The sequence below is a fragment of the Conexibacter woesei Iso977N genome (genome assembly GCF_000424625.1).
Lineage (GTDB): Bacteria > Actinomycetota > Thermoleophilia > Solirubrobacterales > Solirubrobacteraceae > Baekduia > Baekduia woesei_A.
Genome location: NZ_AUKG01000004.1, coordinates 66,362 through 87,325, shown reverse-complemented (window position 1 = coordinate 87,325; position 20,964 = coordinate 66,362). Strand labels below are relative to the sequence as shown.

Below are 20,964 nucleotides of genomic sequence, written 5' to 3'. Positions count from 1 at the left end.
GCTAGTCGGAGAGCAAGGACTTCATGTCGGTCAGCAGGCGGTGGGTCGCGGTCGTGGCCGTGTCGGTGCTGTCGAGGTAGAAGCCGTGGGAGAGGGCGGGTTCGGTGCGGGTGGTGACGAGGACGCCCGCGTGCTGGAGGCGTTTGGCATAGGCATTGCCTTCGTCGCGGAGCGGGTCGTGCTCGGCGGTGATCAGCAACGTGGGCGGGAGGCCTTCGAGGGAGGGCGCGTGGAGCGGGCTGACGTCGCCGGAGGCACGGCGCGCCTGGACCGGTACCCAGAGCGAGGCCGCCGCTCGGACCGTGTTGGCTTCCAGGCCGAAGCCGGTGGCCTTCTCGGTCATGCTCGGCTGCGTGCCGGTGAGATCGGTGTTGGGGCACAACAGGACCTGCGCGCTGGGCGCAGCCCCGGAGTCGCGCAACCGCAGCGCGGCCAGCGCCGCGATGCAGCCGCCCGCCGAGTCCCCGCCGATCGCCACCGGCTCACCGGCCGCCAGCCAGGACGATGCCCACTGCGCGGCGGCGACCGCGTCGTCGACTGCGGCGGGCCAGGGGTGCTCGGGCGCCAGGCGGTAGTCGACGGCGAGCACCTCGATGCCGGCCTCGGCGGCGATCCGGCGGCAGAGCCGGTCGTGGCTCTCCAACCCGCCCAGGACCCAGAAGCCGCCGTGCAGGTACACCAACAACGGGCGGCGCGCCGCGCCGTCGGGCCGGTAGTGACGCGCCCGGACGCCGGGCGTGTCGGGCACGATCGCGTCCTCGACGACCGGCAGCTCGGGACCGCGCGGCCGGTCGGCCGCGCGCCTCCGGGACTGCTCGCGCAGCGCGAGGACGTCGAGGTGCATCCGGGACATGATGCCCCGGATGCGTGACGCGAACCGCTACTTGCCGGAAGCGGCCGCGGTGCGAGCGGCGGAGACGGCGTTGCGGACGACGGCGGCATCGACGTAGCCGGTCAGCGGCGTCGCCTTGCCCTTCGTCGAGATCACGAGGATCGTCGGGGCGGCGAGGACGTCGACGTCGCTCGTGATCGCCTCGTACTGGCCGACCTTGGAGATCGGCACGTAGGCGGACACGACGTGCTTCGGGTCGCCCTGCGCGGTCTGGTGGACGGCCTTGCGGGCGGCCTTGTCGTCGGCGCCCCTGCCGTAGAAGAGGATGACCAGCGTCTTGCCCTTCGCCAGGTAGGCGAGGAGACGGGCCGACGGGTCGACCGCGACGGCCGGCTTGGCGGCGGCCGTGGTCTTCGCGGGCGTCGTCGTCTTCGCCGCCGGAGCGGTCGTGGCGGGCTTCGTGACGGTCTTCGTCGCCGCGGGCTTCGCCGCGACGGCCTTGGCGGTCGCCGCCTTGGTGCCGGGCTTCCTGGTCGCGGTCGCGGTCGCCGGCTTCTTGGTGACCGTGGTGCGCTTCGCGGCCGCCGTGGCGGTCGCGGTCGCGCTTGCGGTCGACGCCGGGGCGCTCGTCGAGGCGGTCGCGGCGTTGCCGCCGGTCGCCGTCTGGATCTTGGCGTTGGCCGCGTCGGACGTGGCCGCGGCGCCCTTGGCCTTGTCGATGGCGCTCGTCAGGCCCTTGACGCCGGGGGCGACGGGCTCCGAGGACTGCGTCGTCGCCTGGGCGACGGGCGCGGACGAGCTGGTGTCCGCGGACTTGGGCTTGAGCACCGTGAACCACATGCCGGCGAGCAGCACGACGGCAACGAGTGCGATCTGCATGGGGCGACTGACCTGGTCCACGCTCCGGTTGATCGACCGCACCCCATCGCGGGTTGAGCGACGTCCGCCCCGGGTGGACGCGCGGCGGCTTCTACACTCGCGCGGCAGAGTGGCTGACGAGCGGTTCGCCGAGCATCTGGAGCATCCCGTGGGGCGTGGGCATGAGCCCGCGGGCGCCTTCGCGGGCGCGGCCGGCGGCGCGGCGTGCGGCGATCTCGTGACGATCCGCCTGACCGTCGACGAGCTGCGCGTGACCGACGCCGGCTTCGACGCGTCCGGGTGCGGCGCAGCGACCGCGGCGGCCAGCGCGGTCGTGGACCTCGTCCGCGGTGAGTCGGTCTTCGACGCCGCGCGCGTCGGCTCGGTCCGTGTGAGCGAGGCGCTCGGCGGCCTCAGCGTCGGCAAGCTGCACGCCGCCGACCTGGCGTCCGACGCGCTGCACCAGGCGCTCGGCGCCGCGGTCGCGGCGAGCGACCCGCGCGCGCTGAACAACGGCCGCGCGCTCGTCGCGATGTCCGGCGGGGTGGACTCGTCGGTCGCCGCGGTGCTCCAGCGCGCGACGCACGACGAGGTCGCCGCGGTCACGCTCGAGCTGTGGCGCGACCCCGAGAACGACGCGGAGGCGTCGTGCTGCTCCGCCTCCGCCGTCCGCCAGGCGCGCGCGATCGCGCACCAGATGGACCTCCCGCACTTCACGCTCGACCTGCGCCGCGCGTTCCGGGCCGGCGTCGTCGACCCGTGGCTCGACGAGCATGCAGAGGGCCTCACGCCCAACCCGTGCGTCCGCTGCAACGGCCACGTCCGGCTCGACGCGATGGTCGACTTCGCCGACCGCCTCGGCGCGCAGACCCTCGCGACCGGCCACTACGCGCGCCAAACGCCGGACCACCTCCTCCGCGCCGCCGCCGACGACGCCAAGGACCAGACCTACATGTTGGCCGCGCTGTCGCGCAGGACCCTGGAGCGCCTGCGCTTCCCGCTCGGCGAGCTGACCAAGCCCGAGGTCCGCGCGCTCGCGCGCGAGCACGAGCTGCCCGTCGCCGACAAGGCCGACTCGCAGGACCTCTGCTTCATCGCCGGCACCGGCCGCGAGCGCTTCCTGGCCAAGCACGGCGGCTTGAAGGAGCGCCCCGGCGCGGTGCTCGACCAGGACGGCGCGACGCTCGGCGAGCACCGCGGCCACTTCCACTACACGGTCGGCCAGCGCCGCGGGCTGCCGGTCCAGCGCCCCGAGCCGCTCTACGTCCTGCGCACCGACGCCAGGAGCAACACCATCACCTTGGGTCCGCGCGCGGCGCTCGACACGACGAGCGTGAACCTCCGCGGCATCCGGCTGCACAACGGCGGCGACGCCGCCGCGGTCGACGGCGTCCGCCTGCGCTACCACGCGCGCATCGTCCCGTGCCGGCTCGAACCCAGCGGCAGCGTCAGCCTCCACGAGCCGTTCTCGGCGCCCGCACCAGGCCAGACGGCCGTGCTGCTGAGCGGGGATGTCGTCGTGGGATGTGCGACGATCGCAGCGTGACGTCCGACGAGATCCGCGAGTCCTACCTGTCGTTCTTCGAGCGCCAGGGCCACAAGCGCCTTCAGAGCGCTTCGCTGGTCCCGGCCTCGTACGACCCCTCGGTCCTCCTGACCACCGCGGGCATGCACCCGCTCAAGCCCTACTTCCAGGGCCTGGAGACCCCGCCGGCCGCGCGGCTCACGTCGTGTCAGAAGTGCTTCCGGACGCCCGACATCGACGTCGTCGGCACGACCACGCGCCACCTCACGTTCTTCGAGATGCTCGGCAACTTCTCGATGGGCGACTACTTCAAGCAGGGCGCCGCCGAGTTCGCGTGGGACATGTCGCTCAACGGCTTCGGCTTCGACCCGGAGAAGATCTGGGTCACGGTCTTCGAGGGCGACGAGGAGCTCGGCCTCGGCCTCGACGAGGAGGCCGTCGAGGCGTGGCTGGCGATCGGCGTGCCGCGCGAGCGGATCGTCCCGTGCCCGCGCAGCGAGAACTTCTGGCAGGCGGGGGAGACCGGGCCGTGCGGCCCGTGCTCGGAGCTGTACTACGACCGCGGCCTGGAGTGGGGCACCGAGGACGACCTGCCCGGCGGCGAGAACGAGCGCTTCCTCGAGTACTGGAACCTGGTGTTCATGCAGTACAACCAGGACCCGGTCAACACGCTCACGCCGCTGCCCAAGAAGAACATCGACACGGGCCTGGGCCTCAACCGCATGGCCTTGATCCAGCAGGGCGTGGACTCGGTCTTCGACACCGACCAGTTCGTCCCGCTGATGCAGCTCGGGCAGTCGCTGACGGCGTCGGGCAAGCACGACGATCGCGCGCTGCGCATCCTCGCCGACCACACGCGCGGGATGACGTTCCTGATCGCCGACGGCGTCGTGCCGTCCAACGAGGACCGCGGCTACGTGCTGCGCCGCCTGATGCGCCGCGCGATCGCCCAGGGTCACAGGCTCGGCTTCGAGGGCGAGTTCCTCACCAAGTACGTGGACGTGGTCCAGGAGACGATGGGCGCAGCGTACCCGGAGCTGGGCCGCGAGCGCGACACGATCCTGCGCTGGGCCCAGGCCGAGGAGCAGGGCTTCGGCCGCACGCTGGAGACCGGCCTGATCATGTTGGAGGACTTGCTCGGGCGTGGCGAGGTCAGCGGCGAGGACGCGTTCAAGCTGCATGACACGTTCGGCTTCCCGATCGACCTCACGACCGAGATCGCCGGCGAGCGCGAGGTGCCCGTCGACATCGCGGGCTACGACGCGCTGATGGAGGAGCAGCGGCTGCGGTCGTCTGCGGGCGCGGGCGGGCAGGAGCGCGTCGGCGCGCGCCAGGAGGTCATCCGGCAGCTGAGCGAGGAGCCGACCGACTTCACGGGCTACGAGCACCTGGAGGAGCGCACGACGGTGGCGGGCGTCCTGGAGCAGGGCGGGCGGACGTTCGTCAAGCTCGCGGCGTCGCCGTTCTACGCGCAGGGCGGCGGCCAGGTCAGCGACGAGGGCGTGATCCTGAGCGCCGACGGCGAGCCGCGCGCGACGGTCAGCGAGGTGCTGCGCGCGGGCGAGGACCAGGCGATCGCGCTCGAAGGTGTCGGCGACGGGCTCAAGGCGGGCGACACCGTGCTTGCGCGCGTGGATCGCCCGGCGCGCACCGCGACGCAGGCCAACCACACCGCGACGCACCTGCTGCACGCGGCGCTGCGCCAGACGCTCGGCACGCACGTCCGCCAGGCGGGGTCCTACGTCGGTCCGGACAAGCTGCGCTTCGACTTCACGCACGGCACCCGGCTGTCGCCGGAGGAGCTGCGCGAGGTCGAGGACCAGGTCAACGCGTGGGTCCTGCAGAACGACCCGGTCCGGCCGATCACCACCACCTTGGACGAGGCGCGCGAGCTGGGCGCCATGGCGCTGTTCGGCGAGAAGTACGGCGACGTCGTCCGCATGGTCCAGATCGGCGGGGGCGAGTACTCGCGCGAGCTGTGCGGCGGCACGCACGTGCGCGCGACCGCGGAGATCGGCGTGTTCAAGATCGTGTCGGAGGGCTCGAGCGCGAGCAACGTCCGGCGCATCGAGGCGGTCACCGGCCCCGAGGCCGTGACGCTGCTGCGCTCCCACGACGCGCTGATCCGCGAGGCGGCGGGCGAGCTGCGCACGTCACCCGAGCAGGTCCCGGCGAAGGTCGCCGACCTTCAGAGGGCGCTGAAGGACGCGCAGAAGGCGGCGCAGTCGGGCGGCGGCGCCAACGGCGCGGTCGACGTGGCGGCGCTCGCCAACGCGGCCGAGGTCGTCGAGGGCGTCAAGGTCCTGACCTCGCGCGTCGAGGTCGGCGACGCGAGGGCGCTGCTGGACGCCACCGACCGCGTCAAGAACGCGATCGGCGACGCCGCGATCGTGCTCGGTGCGGTCACCGACGGCAAGGTCGCGCTGGTCGCGTCGGTCGCGCAGCCGCTGGTCGAGCGCGGGCTGAAGGCCGGCGACCTCGTCAAGGTCGCCGCCGAGGTCGTCGGCGGCGGCGGTGGCGGACGCCCGACGCTGGCCCAGGCCGGCGGGCGCGATCCCGAGAAGCTCGACGACGCGCTGGCGGCCGCCGCGGAGCGGATCCGCTCCGTCCTGGCCTGAGTCGCGCCGGGTGACCCTCTAGCCTTCATGCGCGTGCTGGCGCTGGACTACGGATCCGCCCGGTGCGGCTGCGCCTTGAGCGACCCCACCGGGACGCTCGCGACGCCCATCGAGCACATCGAGCGCCCAGGCACCCGGAAGGGCCTGGTGCGCGTCGCGGACCTCGCGCGGGAGCGTGAGGTCGGTCGCATCGTGGTCGGATTGCCGTTGCGGCTGAGCGGCGAGGACAGCGACCAGACGCGCGAGACCCGCGAGTGGGCCGAGAGGCTGAAGGCGCGCGTCGCGCCGATCCCGGTCGAGCTGTACGACGAGCGCTTCACCACCAGGATCGCGGCGAGGTCGAGCGACACCAAGACCTCCGAGGACTCGCGGGCCGCCGCCGTCCTGCTCGACGACTGGCTGGCCCTGCACGGGAGCGAGCTCGCGTGAGCCCGCTGTTCGGCGGCAAGAAGGACGGCGACGAGCCGTCCGCCGGCGGCCCGCGCAGCGCGTCGGAGCGCGAGGCCGCGCGCCTGGAGCGCGAACGCCGCCGCGCGGAGCGCGAGGGGCGCCCGCTGCCGGAGGACGCGGCGCCGCCCGTCGCGCCGGAGCCGCCCGCTCCCGCGGAGCCCGTCGCGCCGGCGGAGGAGACGTGGTTCGCGGAGTCGCCCGCGCCGGTCGAGCCCGAGCCCGCGCCCGTGGAGGAGCCGACGTTCGTCGCTGAGCCCGAGCCCGCGCCGGTGGAGGAACCGACCTTCGTCGCCCCGCCCGAGCCTGAGCCGCCCGCGTACGTCGAGGAGCCGACGTTCGTCGCGCCTCCGGAGGCGGAGCCGCACTACGAGGTCCCGTTCGAGCCGGTCTACGAGCCCGAGCCGGTCTACGAGCCGGAGCCCGTGATGGTCCCGGCCGACGACGAGGCGCCGTCGGGCGTCCGGCGGGTCGCGTCGGTCTCCGAGCTGCCGCAGGTCGGCGGCCCGCGCCCGACGCCGCCCGGTCCGGTCCGCGGTCCGGCCGGCCGCCGCCAGAAGCCGCCGCGCCTGCCCAAGAAGCCGCGCGGGATCCCCAAGCGCCGCCGCTGGGGCCTGCGGATCCTGCTGCTCGCGATCCTCGTCGTCATCGCGGCGATCGCGTACTTCGCCTACCGCGTCGAGCAGCCCGGGCACTCCGACGGCGACGCCCAGCGTCCCGTCGTGGTCACGATCCCGCAGGGCGCCACCGCGTCGGAGATCGCCTCCGAGCTCCAGCACCAGGGCGTCATCGACTCGACGTTCTTCTTCAACATCCGCTCGCGCCTCGACGGCCGCCGCGGCGACCTCAAGGCCGGCCGCTTCACGCTCAAGCGCGACATGTCGTACTCGGCCGCGCTCGACGCGCTGACCCAGAACCCGGCCGCCGCGCCGACGGTCAAGGTCACGATGCCCGAGGGCAGGTCGATCGGCGAGGCCGCGCCGGCCGTCCGCCAGGCCGGCCTGACCGGGTCCTACGTCAGGGCCGCCACCAGGAACCCGCGAACGGTCAAGGGCTTCAAGGCGTACGGGGTGCCCAAGGGCACCAGGACGATGGAGGGCTTCCTCTTCCCGGCGACCTACGAGCTGAAGAGGGGCAGGACCGCCACCGCGTCCGCGCTCGTCACGCAGCAGTTGGCCACGTTCAAGCAGAACTACGACCCGCTCTCGAAGCGGTACGCGCGCAGCAAGCACCTCAGCGACTACGACGTGCTGATCATCGCCTCGATGATCGAGCGCGAGGCCGAGGTGCCCAAGGACCGCAGGTTGATCTCCGCGGTCATCTACAACCGCCTCAAGGACGACATCCCGCTCGGGATCGACGCCACGCTGCGCTACCGCCTCAACAACTGGTCCAGGCCGCTGAGGGTCTCCGAGCTGCAGTTGAGCTCGCCGTTCAACACCCGGACGCACATGGGCCTGCCGCCGACGCCGATCGGCTCGCCGGGCCTGGCGTCGATCAAGGCCGCGCTCGCGCCGGCCAGGGTCAGCTACCTGTACTACGTCGTCAAGCCCGGCGGCCACGGCGCGCACGCGTTCTCCTCGACCGCGGCGCAGTTCCAGAGGGACGTCGACGCCTACAACAGGGCCAGGGCCGCCAACGGCGGCAAGGACCCCGCGGGCTGAGCGCGATGAAGCGCCTCGGGGTGCTCGGGTGGCCGGTGGCGCACAGCCGCTCCCCGGCGATGCACAACGCCGCGCTCGCGGCGCTGGGGCTGAGCGACTGGCACTACCAGCGCCTGCCGGTCCCGCCCGAGGTCTTCGACGAGACGGTCGCCGCGCTGCCCGGCAGCGGCTACGTCGGCGCCAACGTGACGATCCCGCACAAGGAGGCCGCGCTCGCGCTGGCCACCGAGGCGACCGCCGCGGCGCGCGCGATCGGCGCCGCCAACACGCTGACGTTCGCCACGGACGGCAGCGGCGGCATCCACGCCGAGAACACCGACGCGCCGGGCTTCCTGGCCGCGCTGGGCGGCGCGGGGACCGATCCGGCGGGTGCGACCGCGCTCGTCCTGGGCGCCGGCGGCAGCGCCCGCGGGGTCGCCTACGCGCTGCGCGAGGCGGGCGCGGCGCGGGTCGCGGTTTGGAACCGGACCGCCGAGCGCGCTGTGACGATCGCCACAGAACTCGGGGTCGACGCCACCGATCGGCCGATCGCCGCGGATCTTCTGGTCAACTGCACGAGTGTCGGGCTGTCAGACGGGGAGTTCAAGGAACTGCCGATCGACGCCGATTCGCTGGGCACATACGCGACCGTGGCGGACCTGGTCTACCGGGCCGGCGGCACCGGGCTCATCGCAACAGCGCGAGACCGGGGATGCACGGTGGTCGATGGCCTCGAGGTCCTCGTCCGCCAAGGCGCGATGAGCTTCCAGTCCTGGACAGGCCTGGAAGCGCCGCTTGACGTGATGCGCGCCGCCGCGGCGCGCGGAGCGCTCCCCGAACCCCATGACCCCGGAACCAGCGACCCATCTGACCGCCGTACCGCCGATCCCCGGCGGTCCGGTCGCTGACGCTCCGGCCACGTATCCGCCCGCGCCGTCGAACGAACGTCCAGCCGACTGGAACGGCGTCACGCCGCCGCGCCGGACCGGTGGCGGCGCCGCCCGCTTCCTGACCGACGTCATCGTCGAGCTGGGCTTCGTGGACCGCGGGCGCGTCGAGCAGGCGATCGAGGCCGCGCGCGCGACCGGCACCACGCCGGAGAACGTGCTGCTCGACCAGGGCACGCTGTCGCTGGAGAACCTGGCGCGCGCCGTCGCCGAGCGCCACGGGCTCGACCACCTCGACCTGTCGGTCTTCCACGTCGACATGTCGGCGGCCAACCTCGTCAACCCGCAGGCCGCCAAGCGCTACGAGGCGATCCCGGTCCAGTTCGTGGGCGAGCGCGGGATCCTGATCGCGATGGCCGACCCGGCCAACGTGCTGGCGGTCGACGACATCGCGCTGATGACCGGCTACGAGGTCCGCGTCGCGGTCGCCTCGCGCGAGGACATCAAGACGCTGATCAGCAGGCTGTCGCGGCTGGAGCACGTCGCGGCGACCGCGGAGATCGACCTCAGCGGCGACGACGACGGGATCGGCGAGATCGTCGACCTGCGGGAGTCCGCCGACGACGCGCCGGTCATCAAGCTCGTCAACCAGATCATCGCCCAGGCCGCCGAGCAGGGCACCTCGGACATCCACTTCGAGCCCGAGGACGGCGCGATGCGCGTCCGCTTCCGGATCGACGGCGTGCTCGTCGAGACCATGACGGTCCCGCGCCGGATGGTCTCGGGCGTCGTGTCGCGCCTGAAGATCATGAGCGACCTCGACATCGCCGAGCGGCGCCTGCCGCAGGACGGTCGTGTCGGGCTCAACCTCGACGGGCGCCACATCGACCTGCGCGTCGTGACGCTGCCGTCGGTGCACGGCGAGAACATCGTCATCCGCATCCTGGACAAGTCCAACGTCCAGTTCGACTTCGAGAAGCTCGGCATGGGCGACGAGGACGCCGCGCGCTTCACCAAGGCGTTCCACCAGGCCTACGGCGCCGTGCTGGTGACCGGCCCGACGGGCTCCGGCAAGTCGACGTCGCTGTACGCGGCGGTCGGCGAGCTCAACACGCCCGAGAAGAACATCATCACGATCGAGGACCCGGTCGAGTACCAGCTCGAGGGCATCACCCAGGTCCAGGTCAACAAGAAGGCGGGCCTGACGTTCGCCAACGGGTTGCGCGCGATGATGCGCGCCGACCCCGACATCATCATGGTCGGCGAGATCCGCGACGCCGAGACCGCGAAGATCGCGATCGAGGCGGCGCTGACCGGCCACCTCGTGCTGTCGACGTTGCACACCAACGACGCGCCGACGTCGATCACGCGGTTGGTCGAGATGGGCATCGAGCCGTTCCTGGTCGCGTCGGCCGTCGACTGCGTCGTCGCCCAGCGCCTGTGCCGGACGCTGTGCTCGCACTGCAAGGAGCGCGTGATCATCCCGGCGCCGGTCCTGCAGGACCACGGGTTCCGGTCGCACGTCGACCTCGAGGCCTACGACCCCAAGGGCTGCTCGCGCTGTGGTGGTTCGGGCTACAAGGGCCGGATCGGGTTGTACGAGGTCATGACGATCACCGACGAGATCCGTCGCCTGGCGATCGAGCGCGCACCGGCCGACCGCATCGCCGAGGTCGCGATGCGCGACGGCATGCGCCGCCTGCGCGACGACGGCCTGGAGAAGGTCAAGCAGGGCCGCACGTCGATCGCCGAAGTGGCGCGCGTCACGGGCACCGGCTGAGCCCGGGCGTCCGCGCAACCTTCCTGCGCGCATTCCGTTGAAGCGGTCGATGCGCAAGATCCTCCAAGTACTGCTGATCCTCGTTGCGGTCTTCGCCTGCGGCGCGAGCACGGCCGCGGCCAAGACGGCGCCGGTCCGGAAGCTCCACGCCGGGCAGGTCGGCGGCCGGGGGACGCAGCTGATGGCGCAAGCCGATCCGACGACGGTCGCCTACCGCACGGGCCCGCGCTTCGACGCCCCGACCGTCCTCCGCACCGACGACCGCGTCGTGCGCACGGTCACGTCCCCGGAGGGCTGCGTGCTGTCGGCGGCGGGCAGCGGCCTGCTGGCCGGCGAGTGCGGCGAGCGCGGCGCCAACGGGGTCATGCACCTCGTCGTCACGCGCCTGGACGGCACGGTCGTCACGCAGCTGGACGCCAGGAGCGACGACGACGCGGCGAACGGCTACACGGCGGGCAGTCCGGTGTACGTCGGGGCCCAGTGGATCCGCGGCTACAACAGCGCCAAGGAGGCCGGGCACTGGTGGCAGGACGTCAACTGGCACACGGGCGAGGTCCGGGAGTCGGGCGAGGAAGACGCCGGGCAGGTCGACGACCTCGACGCTGCGGGGCTGTACGACGCGCTCTGCGCGCCGCTGCGGCGGGTCTGGCGCGGGGAGCCGGACATGGCCGCCCTGCCCGAGTACTACGCCGCCCAGGTCGACGGCCCGTGGGCGCTGATCCAGGCCCCGGCGCCGCCGAGCCCGACGGACGCGACGAACGAACCCACGGCGTTCACGCTGCGGCGCTGCGGGCTCGCGCGGCCGGTCGCGCTGCCCGTCCACTTCAGGCCGACGGCGCTCGGGGAGGGCTGGGTGGCCGGCCTGACGACGATCGCCCACCACGGGACGCGGTTCGACGTGATCCGCCTGGCCGACCGCCGCCGGTACAACATGGCGGGGGTCGGGCCGGGTTCCTACGAGGTGGTGTTCACGCGCGGGCGCATCTACGTGTCGAGCTCCACCGGCCTCTGGACCACGCGACTGCCCCAGAAGTAGGCAAGTCCTACAAGTCGAGTTGGAGGACTTGCCCGCGGAGCGGGATGTCCCAGTCGGTGTGGGGCTCCTCGGCGATCTGGTGGAAGCCGCGGCGCTCGTAGAGGCGGCGGGCGCCGGTGAGGGGGTGGTTGGTCCAGAGGACGACGCGGTCGGCGTCCCGCTCGCGGGCGTGGGCGACGACCGCGTCGATGAGCTTGCCGCCCACACCGAGGCCGCGGGCCCACGGCTCGACGAGCAGCAGGCGGAGCTTGGCGTCGCCGTCGTCCTCGCCATCGACGCACAGGACGCACCCGGCGGGTGCGCCGCCGGCCTCCGCGATCCAGCCGCGGGCGAAGCGCTGCGTGCTCGACTGCTCCGCGAAGTCCGCCACGACCCGCGCGCAGAGCGCCTCGAAGCCCGCGCCCCAGCCGAACTCCTCGAAGTACAGGACCCCGTGGCGCTCCACGATCCAGCCGAGGTCGCCGGGTCCGGGGTCCCGGAGCGTGACCTCCGGAGGCCCGTCGGCGCCGAGGATCTGCTGCACCGCGCCCATCGCGCCGACCAGCCGCGCGCGTGCTCCGGGGTCGACGTCCTCCAGCAGCTCCGACCACTGAGCGACCGCGCCGCGGTCGAGCCTGGCGACCTCGCGCCGGCCCCTGGCGGTCAGCTTCAGGACCTGCTTGCGCGCGTCGTGGTCGGCGCGCGAACGCGTCACCAGCCCGTCGTCGTCCAGCCGTGTGAGCAGGCGCGACAGCTGCCCCGCGTCCATGTCGAGCGACGCCTTCAGCGCCGCGACCTCCATCGCGCCGCCGCCGTCGCCCAGCTCGAACAGGACCCGCGCGTCCGGCAGCGCGTGGCGCGAGCCGTGCAGCCCACCGCGCAGCGCGCCGACCTTGTTGGTGTAGAACCGCGTGAACGCGCGGACGGCGGCGATCTCATCCATGACGCGCCCAAGCGTTCCGCAGATCGTTGACCAAGTCAAGCATTCCCGCACCGCCTATGGTGGAGCGATGGTCACGCGAGAGCTGGGGTACCACGGGCCGCGCGTCGGCGCGATCGGCTACGGCGCGATGGGGCTCAGCTGGGCCTACGGCAACCGCGAGGGCACCGACGCCGACGCGGTCATCAACCGCGCGCTCGACCTCGGCTGCACGCTGATCGACACCGCCGACGTCTACGGGCCGTTCCACAACGAGATCCTGGTCGGCCACGCGCTCAAGGGCCGCCGCCGCGACGAGTACGTCCTGGCGACCAAGTGCGGGTTGATGGTCAAGGATCCGGACACGCGGGAGATCGCGCGCAACGGCCGGCCGGAGCACATCCGCGACGCGATCGACGGCTCGCTGCGGCGCCTGGAGGTCGACCACGTCGACCTGTACTACCTGCACCGCCCGGACCCGGAGGTCGCGATCGAGGAGTCGGTCGGCGCGCTGAGGGAGGCGGTCGAAGCCGGCAAGGCCAAGCACATCGGGGTGTCGGAGGTAACGGCCGACGAGCTCGAGCGCGCCCACGCGATCCACCCGATCGCCGCCGTGCAGTCCGAGCTCAGCCTCTGGACCCGCGACCCGGTGGACAACGGCGTCCTGGACTTCTGCAAGCGCCACGGGATCGCGTTCGTCCCGTACTCGCCGCTCGGCCGCGGCTTCCTGACCGGCCGCCTCGACCGTGACGCGCTCGAGGACGACGACGCCCGCCGGCGCTGGCCGCGCTTCCAGCGCGAGGCGTTGGACGCCAACCAGCCGATCGTCGACGCGGTCCGGGAGGTCGCCGACCGCCACGAGGTCGCGCCCGGCCAGATCGCGCTCGCGTGGGTCCTGGCCCAGGGCGAGCACGTCGTCCCGATCCCCGGGACCAAGCGCGTGCCGTTCCTGGAGGAGAACGCGGCGGCGGTCGACGTGCTGCTCGGCTCCGAGGACCTCGACGCCCTCGACGGCCTGCCCGCGCCGGTCGGCGGCCGGTACTAGCCGGACCGGCGCGTCCCCGAGCGCAACTTCCGCCGCGCGTGGTCGTTGAGGCCGATGATGCGCAAGACCTTCACAGCAATCGCCCTCCTCGCGGCATTCGCCCCGGCGGCGGCCGCCTCGGCCGGCTCGGTCGAGACCCCCAAGCCGCTGGCGGCCACGTCGCTCCACGCCGCCGGGACCGTCCTCGGCGCGGCCGACCGCGCGACGATCGCGCTGCGCGAGGGCGACGGCTCGGTCCTGCTGCTCGGCGACGGCGACAAGCGCCGCACGCTCGCGGCGCGCCCCGGCTGCGTGCCGGCCGCCGCTGGGTCCGGCGTGATCGCGTGGGACTGCGTGGCGACGGTCGACATCACCGACCTCGCCGGCGCCCAGCAGGGCAGCTTCCCGCGCTACACCGCGCCCGGCGCCCAGTCGCCCGCCGTCACGTCGTCGGTGGGCAGCCAGTGGGTCTTCCAGGTCGTCCCGCCGGCCGACCGCGGCTACGGGGTGCGCTGGACGAACTGGCGCACGGGGGCGACGCGCAGCGACGACCCGACCGACCCCAGGTTGAGCTACGGCCTCGACACGCCCGCCCTGACGGCGCCCTACTGCGGCCCGATCGCGGCGAGCCCGGTCGGCGCGACCCCGGACCAGAACTACGAAGGCCCGGCGCTGCGCCCGGTGCAGTACCGCGCGCCCTACGCGCTGATCGACTCCCGGACGGGCCCGGCGCGACCGGGCAACCCGGTCCGGCACACGCTGCGCCGCTGCGGGAACGCCGGGTTCGTCAAGGTCCCGCCGTCGTTCACGACGGCGCCGGCCGCGGTCCTCGGCGGCGCCGGGTGGGTCGCCTGGCGCCCGGCGAGCGGGAGCGGCGCCTTGCAGATCATGCGCGCGGCGACCAGCCGTCGCTTCGTGGCCACGCGCGCGATCGCCACGCTGAAGGCGCCGGCGATCGTCTTCACGCGCAGCAACGTGTGGGTCCAGACGAGCGCGAGGACGATCGCGCGCGTCGCGTTGCCGGGCTAGGCCGTCCACCCAGGGGCCGCGCGGCTCAAGAACGCGCCTGGACGAACCGACCACCAGAAGCGATGCGGTTCGATTTCGCCCAGCTCCTGCTCGACGTCCTCGAGCGTCGTGCCTCCGACCTCCACATCACGGCGGGTTCGCACCCGAAGATCCGTGTTCGTGGCCGCCTGACGTCGTTGGAGGACTACCCCGTCCTCGACCCGACGGACACCCGCGAGATCATCTACGGGATCCTGACCAACGACCAGCGTCAGCGCCTCGAGCAGGATTGGCAGCTCGACTTCGCCTACGCGGTCCCGGGCACGGCTCGCTTCCGTGTGAACGCCTACCTGCAGCGCTCCGCGCTCAGCGCCGCGTTCCGCCTGATCCCGTCGGTCATCACCAAGATCGACGACCTCGGCCTGCCGCCCGTCGTCCACGAGTTCTGCAAGAAGCCGCGTGGCCTGGTCCTCGTGACCGGCCCGACCGGCTCGGGCAAGTCGACGTCGCTGGCGGCGATGATCGACGAGATCAACGAGTCCCGCGAGGAGCACATCCTCACGATCGAGGACCCGATCGAGTTCCTGCACTCGCACAAGAGGTGCATGGTCAACCAGCGTGAGCTGGGCTCCGACGCGCAGGGCTTCGGCCCGGCGCTGAAGGGCGCGTTGCGCCAGGACCCGGACGTGATCCTGGTCGGCGAGATGCGCGACCTCGAGACGATCTCGACCGCGCTGACCGCCGCCGAGACCGGCCACCTCGTCTTCGCGACGCTGCACACGCAGTCGGCGCCGCAGACGATCGACCGCATCATCGACGTGTTCCCGTCCCATCAGCAGGACCAGGTCCGGACGCAGCTGTCGGTCGCGCTTCAGGGCGTGATGACCCAGACGCTGATCCCGTCCGCCGACGGCTCCTCGCGCGTCGTGGCCTGCGAGACGCTGGTCCCGACGCCCGCGGTCCGCAACCTGATCCGCGAGGGCAAGACCCACCAGATCCTGTCGGCGATGCAGACCGGCGGCGGCGTCGGCATGCAGACGCTGGACACCGCGCTGGCGTCGCTCGTGCGCGCCGGCAAGATCACCCAGCGTGTCGCCGAGACGCGCTCCTCGACGCCCGAGGAGCTCAAGCGGCTCACGATGGGTCTCGGCGGCCTTCAGGCCGCATAGGGGAGAGCTGAGCCATGTCCACGTACGTCTTCAAGGCGATGGACCTGACCGGCGCGAAGGCGTCGGGCGAGGTCGAGGCCGAGAGCAAGCAGATCGTCAGCGACCAGCTCAAGCAGCGCGGGCTGATCGTCCTGGACATCGCCGACAAGCGCGGGTCCAAGGAACTGGAGATCCCGTTCCTGAACAGGATCAAGCCGGCCGATCTGACGATCATGACCCGCCAGCTGGCGACGATGGTCAACTCGGGCATGACGATCCTCCGCGCGTTGTACGTGCTGGAGGCGCAGACCGAGAACGAGAAGCTCGTCACGACGCTGACCGCCGTCCGCAAGGACGTCGAGGCGGGTCTCCCGCTGAGCGACGCGCTGGAGCGCCATCCCAAGGTGTTCAACCCGCTGTTCGTCGCGATGACGCGCGCGGGTGAGACCGGCGGTGTGCTCGACAGCGCGCTGACGCGGGTGGCCGACCAGCTGGAGAGCGCCGACTCGCTGCGCCGCCAGGTGAGGGCCGCGATGGCCTACCCGATGGTCGTCATGATCTTCGCGTTCAGCGTGCTGATCGCGTTGGTGGTGTTCTTGGTCCCGGTGTTCGTCGGGACGTTCAAGCAGTTCGGCGGCGACCTGCCGACGATCACGAAGTTCACCGTCGGGCTGAGCAACGCGATCACCGGCTACTGGTACCTCTTCATCCTGGGCGGCTTCGGCACGAGCTGGACGTTCAAGAGGTGGAAGACCACCACCGCCGGCCGCAAGCAGTGGGACACGTTCAAGCTGCGGATCCCGATGAAGATCGGTGACATCGTCCAGAAGATCGCGCTTGCGCGCTGGTCGCGGACCTTGAGCGCTCTGGTGTCGGCGGGCGTCCCGCTGATGCAGGCGCTGGAGATCACCGGCCAGACCGCGGGCAACTGGTGCATCGAGAAGGCGATGAGCGACGTCATCGAGTCCGTCCGCCAGGGCGGCACGATCGCCGATCCGCTCAAGCACGCCGCGGTGTTCCCGGGCATGGTCACCCACATGATCGGCGTCGGCGAGGAGACCGGCGCCATGGACACCATGTTGTCCAAGATCGCCGACTTCTACGAGGACCAGGTCGCAGCCGCGGTCAAGCAGCTCGCCTCCATCCTCGAGCCGGTGATGATCATCGTCGTCGGCGGCATGGTCGGCTTCATCGTCGTCTCCATGTACATGCCGCTCTTCAAGGTCTACGACGCCATCAAGTAAGCGTCGCTCCACTCAGGGGCAGGGTTGGAAGGGCGCCTCCGGGCGCCCTTCCGCGTTTCCGGGTCAGGGCGTGTCGACGATCTCGCGGCCGAGGGGGAGCAGCGAGACGGGGATCAGCTTGAAGTTGGCCAGGCCGAGCGGGATGCCGATGATCGTCAGGCAGAGCAGCGTGCCGGTGATCAGGTGGCCGAGGGCCAGCCACCAGCCGCAGAGGAGCAGCCAGATGATGTTGCCGATCCCGGAGGCGACGCCCGCGTCGCCGCGGCGCACGACGGTGCGGCCGAAGGGCCAGAGCGCGTAGAGGGCGATGCGCAGCGAGGCGATCCCGAAGGGGATCGTGATGATCAAGATGAAGCAGATGAGCGCCGCGATGGCGTAGCCGATAGCCAGCCAGAGCCCGGCGAGGACGAACCAGATGATGTTCAGCAGGAGCCGCATGCGGCCCCGGATCCTACGCCGCCGGTGCTTCGGAGAACTCGGCCTCCGACGCCGGCTCGGACATGGCGTCGACCAGGAAGGAGCCGGCGGTTGCGGCGGCGAGGGAGGCGATGGTCCAGAAGGGGCCCTTCCAGTTGGGGAAGAGCTTGGAGTCGATGGAGGGGGAGCCGGGGCCGCGGTCGACGAGGGCGGCCATCGCGGCGATGAGGACGGCGTTGTACTCGAAGCCGTTGTCGGTCACCCAGGGGCCGTTGGGGGCGTGGACCTTGCGGATCGCCGTGATCATGGTGCCCGAGACCATCGTGGCGGCCAGCGGTGTCGCGGCGCCGGCGATCAGGAGGGCTCCGCCGAGCGCCTCGGATACGCCGGCGGCGGCCGCGTGGCGCTTGCCGGGCCGCAACCCGATCGACTCGAAGAACCCGCCGGTCCCCTCGAGGCCGTGCCCGCCGAACCAGCCGAACAGCTTCTGCGTGCCGTGCCCGACGAACAGCGGGCCGACGATCCCACGGAGTGCCACGGTGCCGATGCTCATGACCCTGACGTTGCCCGGACAGCGACGCGGCGAACCGCCATGCGAGACTCCCGGGCCGATGCGGCGCAACATCACCATCGTGTTGGGCGCGGGCGCGCTGCTGGCCGCGGCGACCGCCGGCTGCGGCACGACCGACGACACGCACAACTACGGCTCGTTCACCGACTGCGCCAAGATCGGCAGGACGGTCACGACCAGCGACCCCAAGGGCGACCAGCGCCGCACCAACGGGACGTCCTCGGACGCCGCGCCGATGGGCGACCTGACCAAGCTCCGGATCGCCCGCGGCGGCGGCAGGCTCTGCGCCGAGTTCACGACCAACGACCAGATCAGGCCCTACGCCGCCTTCGTCCTGACGATGCGCCCGCAGGCGACCGACACGCCGGTCCTGCAGCTGGAGGCGGTCGTCCTGGCGGGCGAGGCGCCGAGGGCCAACCTCGACGTCACCGGCACCGGACACGCGTTCAGGAAGGTCGACGCGACCGTCGGCATCGACGGCAACCGCCTGTCGATCCTCGTCACCCGCGCGCCGTTCGAGAGGGCCGGCGCGGGCGCGGCGGCGATCTTCGACTCGTTCCGCTTCCAGGCCCGCTCGGCCGTCGCGACCAGGAACGAAGGTCGCGTGACGGACTGCATGCCGGTCTGCCAATAAGCGTCAACCCGCACAAGCGCGCAACTTGCCTGCACGGGGCGCTCGAAAACCTGTGCAAGAACGGCACCACCCGCTCAGGTGGGTTCGCCCATCTGCCGACCAACGGGACGTGGAGCAGGAGCACCCGGACATCAGCGTCGCGCCCCGCTCGTGGCTGTGCCCCGAGCCGGCCGACCGCGTCCGCGCCGTCGACATGGAGGCGCGGCTGAAGCCGTTCCGGCGCTATTCGTTCATCGCGATCGCGGTGGCGCTCCTGGCCTGCGGCCACTGGGTCGGCTGGTGGACGCTGATCCCGCTGGGCCTGTCGATCGTCGGCTTCGCGCTCGTCGACCGCCAGCACGCGTCGGCCAAGCAGCCCGAGATCACGATCGCCACCGCGTGGCTGATCTCCGAGCTGGCGATCGCCGGCTCGATCGCGCTGACCGGCGGCCCCAAGAGCCCGGCCGTCGCGTGGCTGGTGATCCCGCTCGTCACGCTCCCGGCGCGCTTCAACGCGCGTGCGGTCGCGGTCGGCGTCGGCGTGGCCTTCGGCCTGCTGCTGCTCGTCACGTTCGGTGTCGACGCGCGCTACATCACCCACCACCCGGACTCCGTGATCATGCCGATGACGCTGATCGGTGCGGTCGCGCTGCTGTCCAGCGCGCTGATGAAGTCCGACCTGGAGCACCGCAGCTCGTCGGTGATCGACCCGCTGACCGGGATGCTCAACCGCAACGCGCTGCAGACGCGCGTCGCCGAGCTCGTCGCGCAGGCCGAGATCCTGCGCGAGCCGGTCGCCCTGATCGTCGGCGACCTCGACCACTTCAAGAACATCAACGACGGCCACGGCCACGCCGCGGGCGACGTCGTCCTCAAGGACGTGGCCTACAGGATGCGCAAGGCGCTCCGGGCCTACGACCTCGCCTACCGCCTCGGCGGCGAGGAGTTCCTGATCGTCCTGCCCGGCGCCGACCACCGCCAGGCCGCGGAGGTCGCCGAGACGCTGCGCGCCGCGATCGCCGAGGACCCGATCGCCGGGCTGCTCGTCACGATCTCCTTCGGCGTCAGCGCGTCGGACCCCGGCGAGTTCGAGTACGACACGGTCTTCGCCGAGGCCGACCTCGCGCTGTACCGCTCCAAGCAGGAAGGGCGCAACCGCGTCCGCGTCAACGACACGCACGAGCGCGCCGACGAGCTCGGTGTCGTGACCAGCGCGTCGTACCCGCTCGCCGCCTAGCGGCGGCTACGCGTCGGCGCCGTCGATCTGCAGCCGGTGCCCCGGCCCGACGTGCAGCGTGCGCTTGCCGGCCAGCAGCTCCAGCAGCTCGTCGCCGACGACCTCGCGCCGCCAGCCCTCCAGCGTCCGGACCGACGGCTCGGGCTCGCCGTTGCGCACCGCGGTGACGATCTTCTGCAGGTCGGCGCGCGCGGCGATCAGCTCGTAGGCCAGCTCGGACTCCATCGCGCGCGTCCGGACCAGCGCCTCGCCGAGCGCGATCAGCGGTGCGTCCTCGGCGTCGGGCTGCGTCGGCTTGACGCCCTCGACCGGGATCGGCGGCTGCTCGCGCCCGCGCACGACGGCCTCGACGATCTGCTTGCCGCGGCGGTGCAGCGTCGCCTCGTTGAGCCCGCGGATCTGGCGCAGGCGGTCGACGTTCTGCGGGCGGCGCTTGGCGATCTCGACCAGCGCGGCATCGTGCAGGATCGACGAGACCGGCCGGTCGGCGCCGCGCGCGGACTCCTCGCGCCAGGCGACCAGCTCGCGCGCGACCGCGCGCTGGGACGGGTCCAGCGAGTTCACGCGCGGCAGCTTGCCGAAGACGACCTCGAGGTCGCGCCTGTCGTCGATCGCGGTGAACGCCGCGCACTCCTCGCGCGCCCAGTCGAGGCGGCCGAGCTCCGTCAAGCGCCCCTGCAGCGCGCTCGCGACCTGCAGCAGGTGCAGGACGTCCTCGCGCGCGTAGCCGAGCTGCTCCTCGGTCAGCGGCCGGTCGTCCCAGCGCGTGAACGACGCCGACTTCCTCAGTCGGACGCCGAGCGTCTCCTTCAGCAACGGCTCGTAGCCGAGCTGCGCGCGCATGCCCGCGAAGCCCGCGGCGACCTGCGTGTCGAAGACGTTGGTGATCTGCTGGCCCCAGTCGCGGCGCAGCAGCGCGACGTCCTGGCGGGCGGCGTGCAGGACGATCTCGATCGCCGGGTCGGCGAGCACCTCGGCCAGCGGCGCGGGGTCGTACTCCTCGGTCAGCGGGTCGAGGACGATCACCTCGGCACCGCCCTCGCCGTCGTCCAGGGCGATCTGGATCAGGCACAGGAGCGGCTGGTAGCGCCCTTCGCCCATGAACTCGGTGTCGATGCCGAGGCGGCCGGTCTCCCGTGCGCGCTCGGCGATCTCTGCGGGGGACCGCGACGGCATGG

The 20,964-nt window shown here is 72.2% G+C and carries 19 protein-coding genes; 13 read left to right on the top strand and 6 right to left on the bottom strand.

The genetic code is table 11. From position 1 onward, the window contains the following. Position 1: 1 nt before the first annotated feature. Together H030_RS34980 and H030_RS0124855 are read right to left on the bottom strand one after the other, a co-directional pair. Positions 2-844, bottom strand: coding sequence for an alpha/beta hydrolase (locus H030_RS34980; RefSeq protein WP_051223666.1), 843 nt, complete (start codon positions 842-844; stop codon positions 2-4). A 36-nt stretch (positions 845-880) separates the two neighbouring features. Next, positions 881-1,711 carry a hypothetical protein gene (locus H030_RS0124855; RefSeq protein WP_027008130.1) on the bottom strand — a complete coding sequence of 277 codons (831 nt, stop codon included), beginning with the start codon at positions 1,709-1,711 and terminating at the stop codon, positions 881-883. A gap of 109 nt (positions 1,712-1,820) precedes the next feature. Here H030_RS0124855 and mnmA point away from each other — a divergent pair, with 109 nt between their 5' ends. Genes mnmA through H030_RS34965 form a run of 7 tightly spaced genes read left to right on the top strand, consistent with a single transcriptional unit; the run spans position 1,821 to position 11,626 of the window. Next, positions 1,821-3,236 carry a tRNA 2-thiouridine(34) synthase MnmA gene (mnmA, locus tag H030_RS34975; RefSeq protein WP_027008129.1) on the top strand — a complete coding sequence of 472 codons (1,416 nt, stop codon included), beginning with the start codon at positions 1,821-1,823 and terminating at the stop codon, positions 3,234-3,236. Beyond that, complete coding sequence (alaS, locus tag H030_RS0124845; RefSeq protein ID WP_027008128.1) at positions 3,233-5,833, top strand: alanine--tRNA ligase; 2,601 nt, start codon at positions 3,233-3,235, stop codon at positions 5,831-5,833. Before mnmA ends, alaS begins: the two co-directional genes overlap by 4 nt. Before the next feature lie 27 nt (positions 5,834-5,860). Further along, on the top strand, positions 5,861-6,262 hold the full coding sequence (gene ruvX, locus H030_RS0124840) for a Holliday junction resolvase RuvX (RefSeq protein ID WP_027008127.1): 402 nt from the start codon (positions 5,861-5,863) through the stop codon (positions 6,260-6,262). Next, complete coding sequence (gene mltG, locus H030_RS0124835) at positions 6,259-7,944, top strand: endolytic transglycosylase MltG (RefSeq protein WP_027008126.1); 1,686 nt, start codon at positions 6,259-6,261, stop codon at positions 7,942-7,944. Before ruvX ends, mltG begins: the two co-directional genes overlap by 4 nt. Positions 7,945-7,949: 5 nt before the next feature. Continuing rightward, positions 7,950-8,831, top strand: a complete 882-nt coding sequence (gene aroE, locus H030_RS34970) for a shikimate dehydrogenase (RefSeq protein WP_081691142.1) — start codon at positions 7,950-7,952, stop codon at positions 8,829-8,831. Then, positions 8,767-10,590, top strand: a complete 1,824-nt coding sequence (locus H030_RS0124825) for a GspE/PulE family protein (RefSeq protein WP_051223664.1) — start codon at positions 8,767-8,769, stop codon at positions 10,588-10,590. Before aroE ends, H030_RS0124825 begins: the two co-directional genes overlap by 65 nt. A gap of 49 nt (positions 10,591-10,639) precedes the next feature. Beyond that, on the top strand, positions 10,640-11,626 hold the full coding sequence (locus H030_RS34965) for a hypothetical protein (protein ID WP_035129737.1): 987 nt from the start codon (positions 10,640-10,642) through the stop codon (positions 11,624-11,626). Between the two features lie 7 nt (positions 11,627-11,633). On the opposite strand, the gene H030_RS0124815 is transcribed toward H030_RS34965, so the two are convergent. Further along, a complete protein-coding gene (locus H030_RS0124815; RefSeq protein WP_027008124.1) occupies positions 11,634-12,548 on the bottom strand; it encodes a bifunctional helix-turn-helix transcriptional regulator/GNAT family N-acetyltransferase in 915 nt (304 codons plus the stop codon). A 67-nt stretch (positions 12,549-12,615) separates the two neighbouring features. Between H030_RS0124815 and H030_RS0124810 the strand changes: the two genes are divergently transcribed. The 4 genes from H030_RS0124810 to H030_RS0124795 all read left to right on the top strand — a co-directional run bounded on the left by H030_RS0124810 (position 12,616) and on the right by H030_RS0124795 (position 16,948). Beyond that, positions 12,616-13,569, top strand: coding sequence for an aldo/keto reductase (locus H030_RS0124810; RefSeq protein ID WP_027008123.1), 954 nt, complete (start codon positions 12,616-12,618; stop codon positions 13,567-13,569). Positions 13,570-13,623: 54 nt separating this feature from the next. Next, positions 13,624-14,577 (top strand): hypothetical protein, encoded by a 954-nt coding sequence (locus H030_RS0124805; RefSeq protein ID WP_027008122.1) that lies wholly within the window; start codon positions 13,624-13,626, stop codon positions 14,575-14,577. Between the two features lie 62 nt (positions 14,578-14,639). Further along, a complete protein-coding gene (locus H030_RS34960) occupies positions 14,640-15,725 on the top strand; it encodes a type IV pilus twitching motility protein PilT (RefSeq protein ID WP_035129733.1) in 1,086 nt (361 codons plus the stop codon). A gap of 14 nt (positions 15,726-15,739) precedes the next feature. Further along, complete coding sequence (locus H030_RS0124795) at positions 15,740-16,948, top strand: type II secretion system F family protein (protein ID WP_027008121.1); 1,209 nt, start codon at positions 15,740-15,742, stop codon at positions 16,946-16,948. A gap of 63 nt (positions 16,949-17,011) precedes the next feature. Here H030_RS0124795 and H030_RS0124790 read toward each other — a convergent pair whose 3' ends face one another. Together H030_RS0124790 and H030_RS34955 are read right to left on the bottom strand one after the other, a co-directional pair. Beyond that, positions 17,012-17,386: a YccF domain-containing protein gene (locus H030_RS0124790; protein ID WP_027008120.1), complete on the bottom strand. Its 375-nt coding sequence runs from the start codon at positions 17,384-17,386 to the stop codon at positions 17,012-17,014. Positions 17,387-17,399: 13 nt separating this feature from the next. Then, positions 17,400-17,918, bottom strand: coding sequence for a DoxX family protein (locus H030_RS34955; protein WP_035129922.1), 519 nt, complete (start codon positions 17,916-17,918; stop codon positions 17,400-17,402). Between the two features lie 58 nt (positions 17,919-17,976). On the opposite strand from H030_RS34955, the gene H030_RS0124780 reads away from it, so the two are divergent. Both H030_RS0124780 and H030_RS37855 read left to right on the top strand, forming a co-directional pair. Continuing rightward, positions 17,977-18,570, top strand: a complete 594-nt coding sequence (locus H030_RS0124780; protein ID WP_155892262.1) for a hypothetical protein — start codon at positions 17,977-17,979, stop codon at positions 18,568-18,570. A gap of 109 nt (positions 18,571-18,679) precedes the next feature. Beyond that, positions 18,680-19,786, top strand: coding sequence for a GGDEF domain-containing protein (locus H030_RS37855; RefSeq protein WP_051223662.1), 1,107 nt, complete (start codon positions 18,680-18,682; stop codon positions 19,784-19,786). A 6-nt stretch (positions 19,787-19,792) separates the two neighbouring features. Here H030_RS37855 and H030_RS0124770 read toward each other — a convergent pair whose 3' ends face one another. Next, positions 19,793-20,962, bottom strand: a complete 1,170-nt coding sequence (locus tag H030_RS0124770; protein ID WP_027008118.1) for a ribonuclease D — start codon at positions 20,960-20,962, stop codon at positions 19,793-19,795. Positions 20,963-20,964: the final 2 nt, after the last annotated feature.

Excerpts from the sequence above, each read along its gene's own strand:
- H030_RS34980 (WP_051223666.1), bottom strand. The coding sequence starts at position 844 with ATGCACCTCGACGTCCTCGCGCTGCGCGAGCAGTCCCGGAGGCGCGCG.
- H030_RS0124855 (WP_027008130.1), bottom strand. The coding sequence starts at position 1,711 with ATGCAGATCGCACTCGTTGCCGTCGTGCTGCTCGCCGGCATGTGGTTC.
- ruvX (WP_027008127.1), top strand. The coding sequence starts at position 5,861 with ATGCGCGTGCTGGCGCTGGACTACGGATCCGCCCGGTGCGGCTGCGCC.
- aroE (WP_081691142.1), top strand. The coding sequence starts at position 7,950 with ATGAAGCGCCTCGGGGTGCTCGGGTGGCCGGTGGCGCACAGCCGCTCC.
- H030_RS0124825 (WP_051223664.1), top strand. The coding sequence starts at position 8,767 with ATGACCCCGGAACCAGCGACCCATCTGACCGCCGTACCGCCGATCCCC.
- H030_RS34965 (WP_035129737.1), top strand. The coding sequence starts at position 10,640 with ATGCGCAAGATCCTCCAAGTACTGCTGATCCTCGTTGCGGTCTTCGCC.
- H030_RS0124815 (WP_027008124.1), bottom strand. The coding sequence starts at position 12,548 with ATGGATGAGATCGCCGCCGTCCGCGCGTTCACGCGGTTCTACACCAAC.
- H030_RS0124810 (WP_027008123.1), top strand. The coding sequence starts at position 12,616 with ATGGTCACGCGAGAGCTGGGGTACCACGGGCCGCGCGTCGGCGCGATC.
- H030_RS0124805 (WP_027008122.1), top strand. The coding sequence starts at position 13,624 with ATGATGCGCAAGACCTTCACAGCAATCGCCCTCCTCGCGGCATTCGCC.
- H030_RS34960 (WP_035129733.1), top strand. The coding sequence starts at position 14,640 with ATGCGGTTCGATTTCGCCCAGCTCCTGCTCGACGTCCTCGAGCGTCGT.
- H030_RS0124795 (WP_027008121.1), top strand. The coding sequence starts at position 15,740 with ATGTCCACGTACGTCTTCAAGGCGATGGACCTGACCGGCGCGAAGGCG.
- H030_RS0124790 (WP_027008120.1), bottom strand. The coding sequence starts at position 17,386 with ATGCGGCTCCTGCTGAACATCATCTGGTTCGTCCTCGCCGGGCTCTGG.
- H030_RS34955 (WP_035129922.1), bottom strand. The coding sequence starts at position 17,918 with ATGAGCATCGGCACCGTGGCACTCCGTGGGATCGTCGGCCCGCTGTTC.
- H030_RS0124780 (WP_155892262.1), top strand. The coding sequence starts at position 17,977 with ATGCGGCGCAACATCACCATCGTGTTGGGCGCGGGCGCGCTGCTGGCC.
- H030_RS0124770 (WP_027008118.1), bottom strand. The coding sequence starts at position 20,962 with ATGCCGTCGCGGTCCCCCGCAGAGATCGCCGAGCGCGCACGGGAGACC.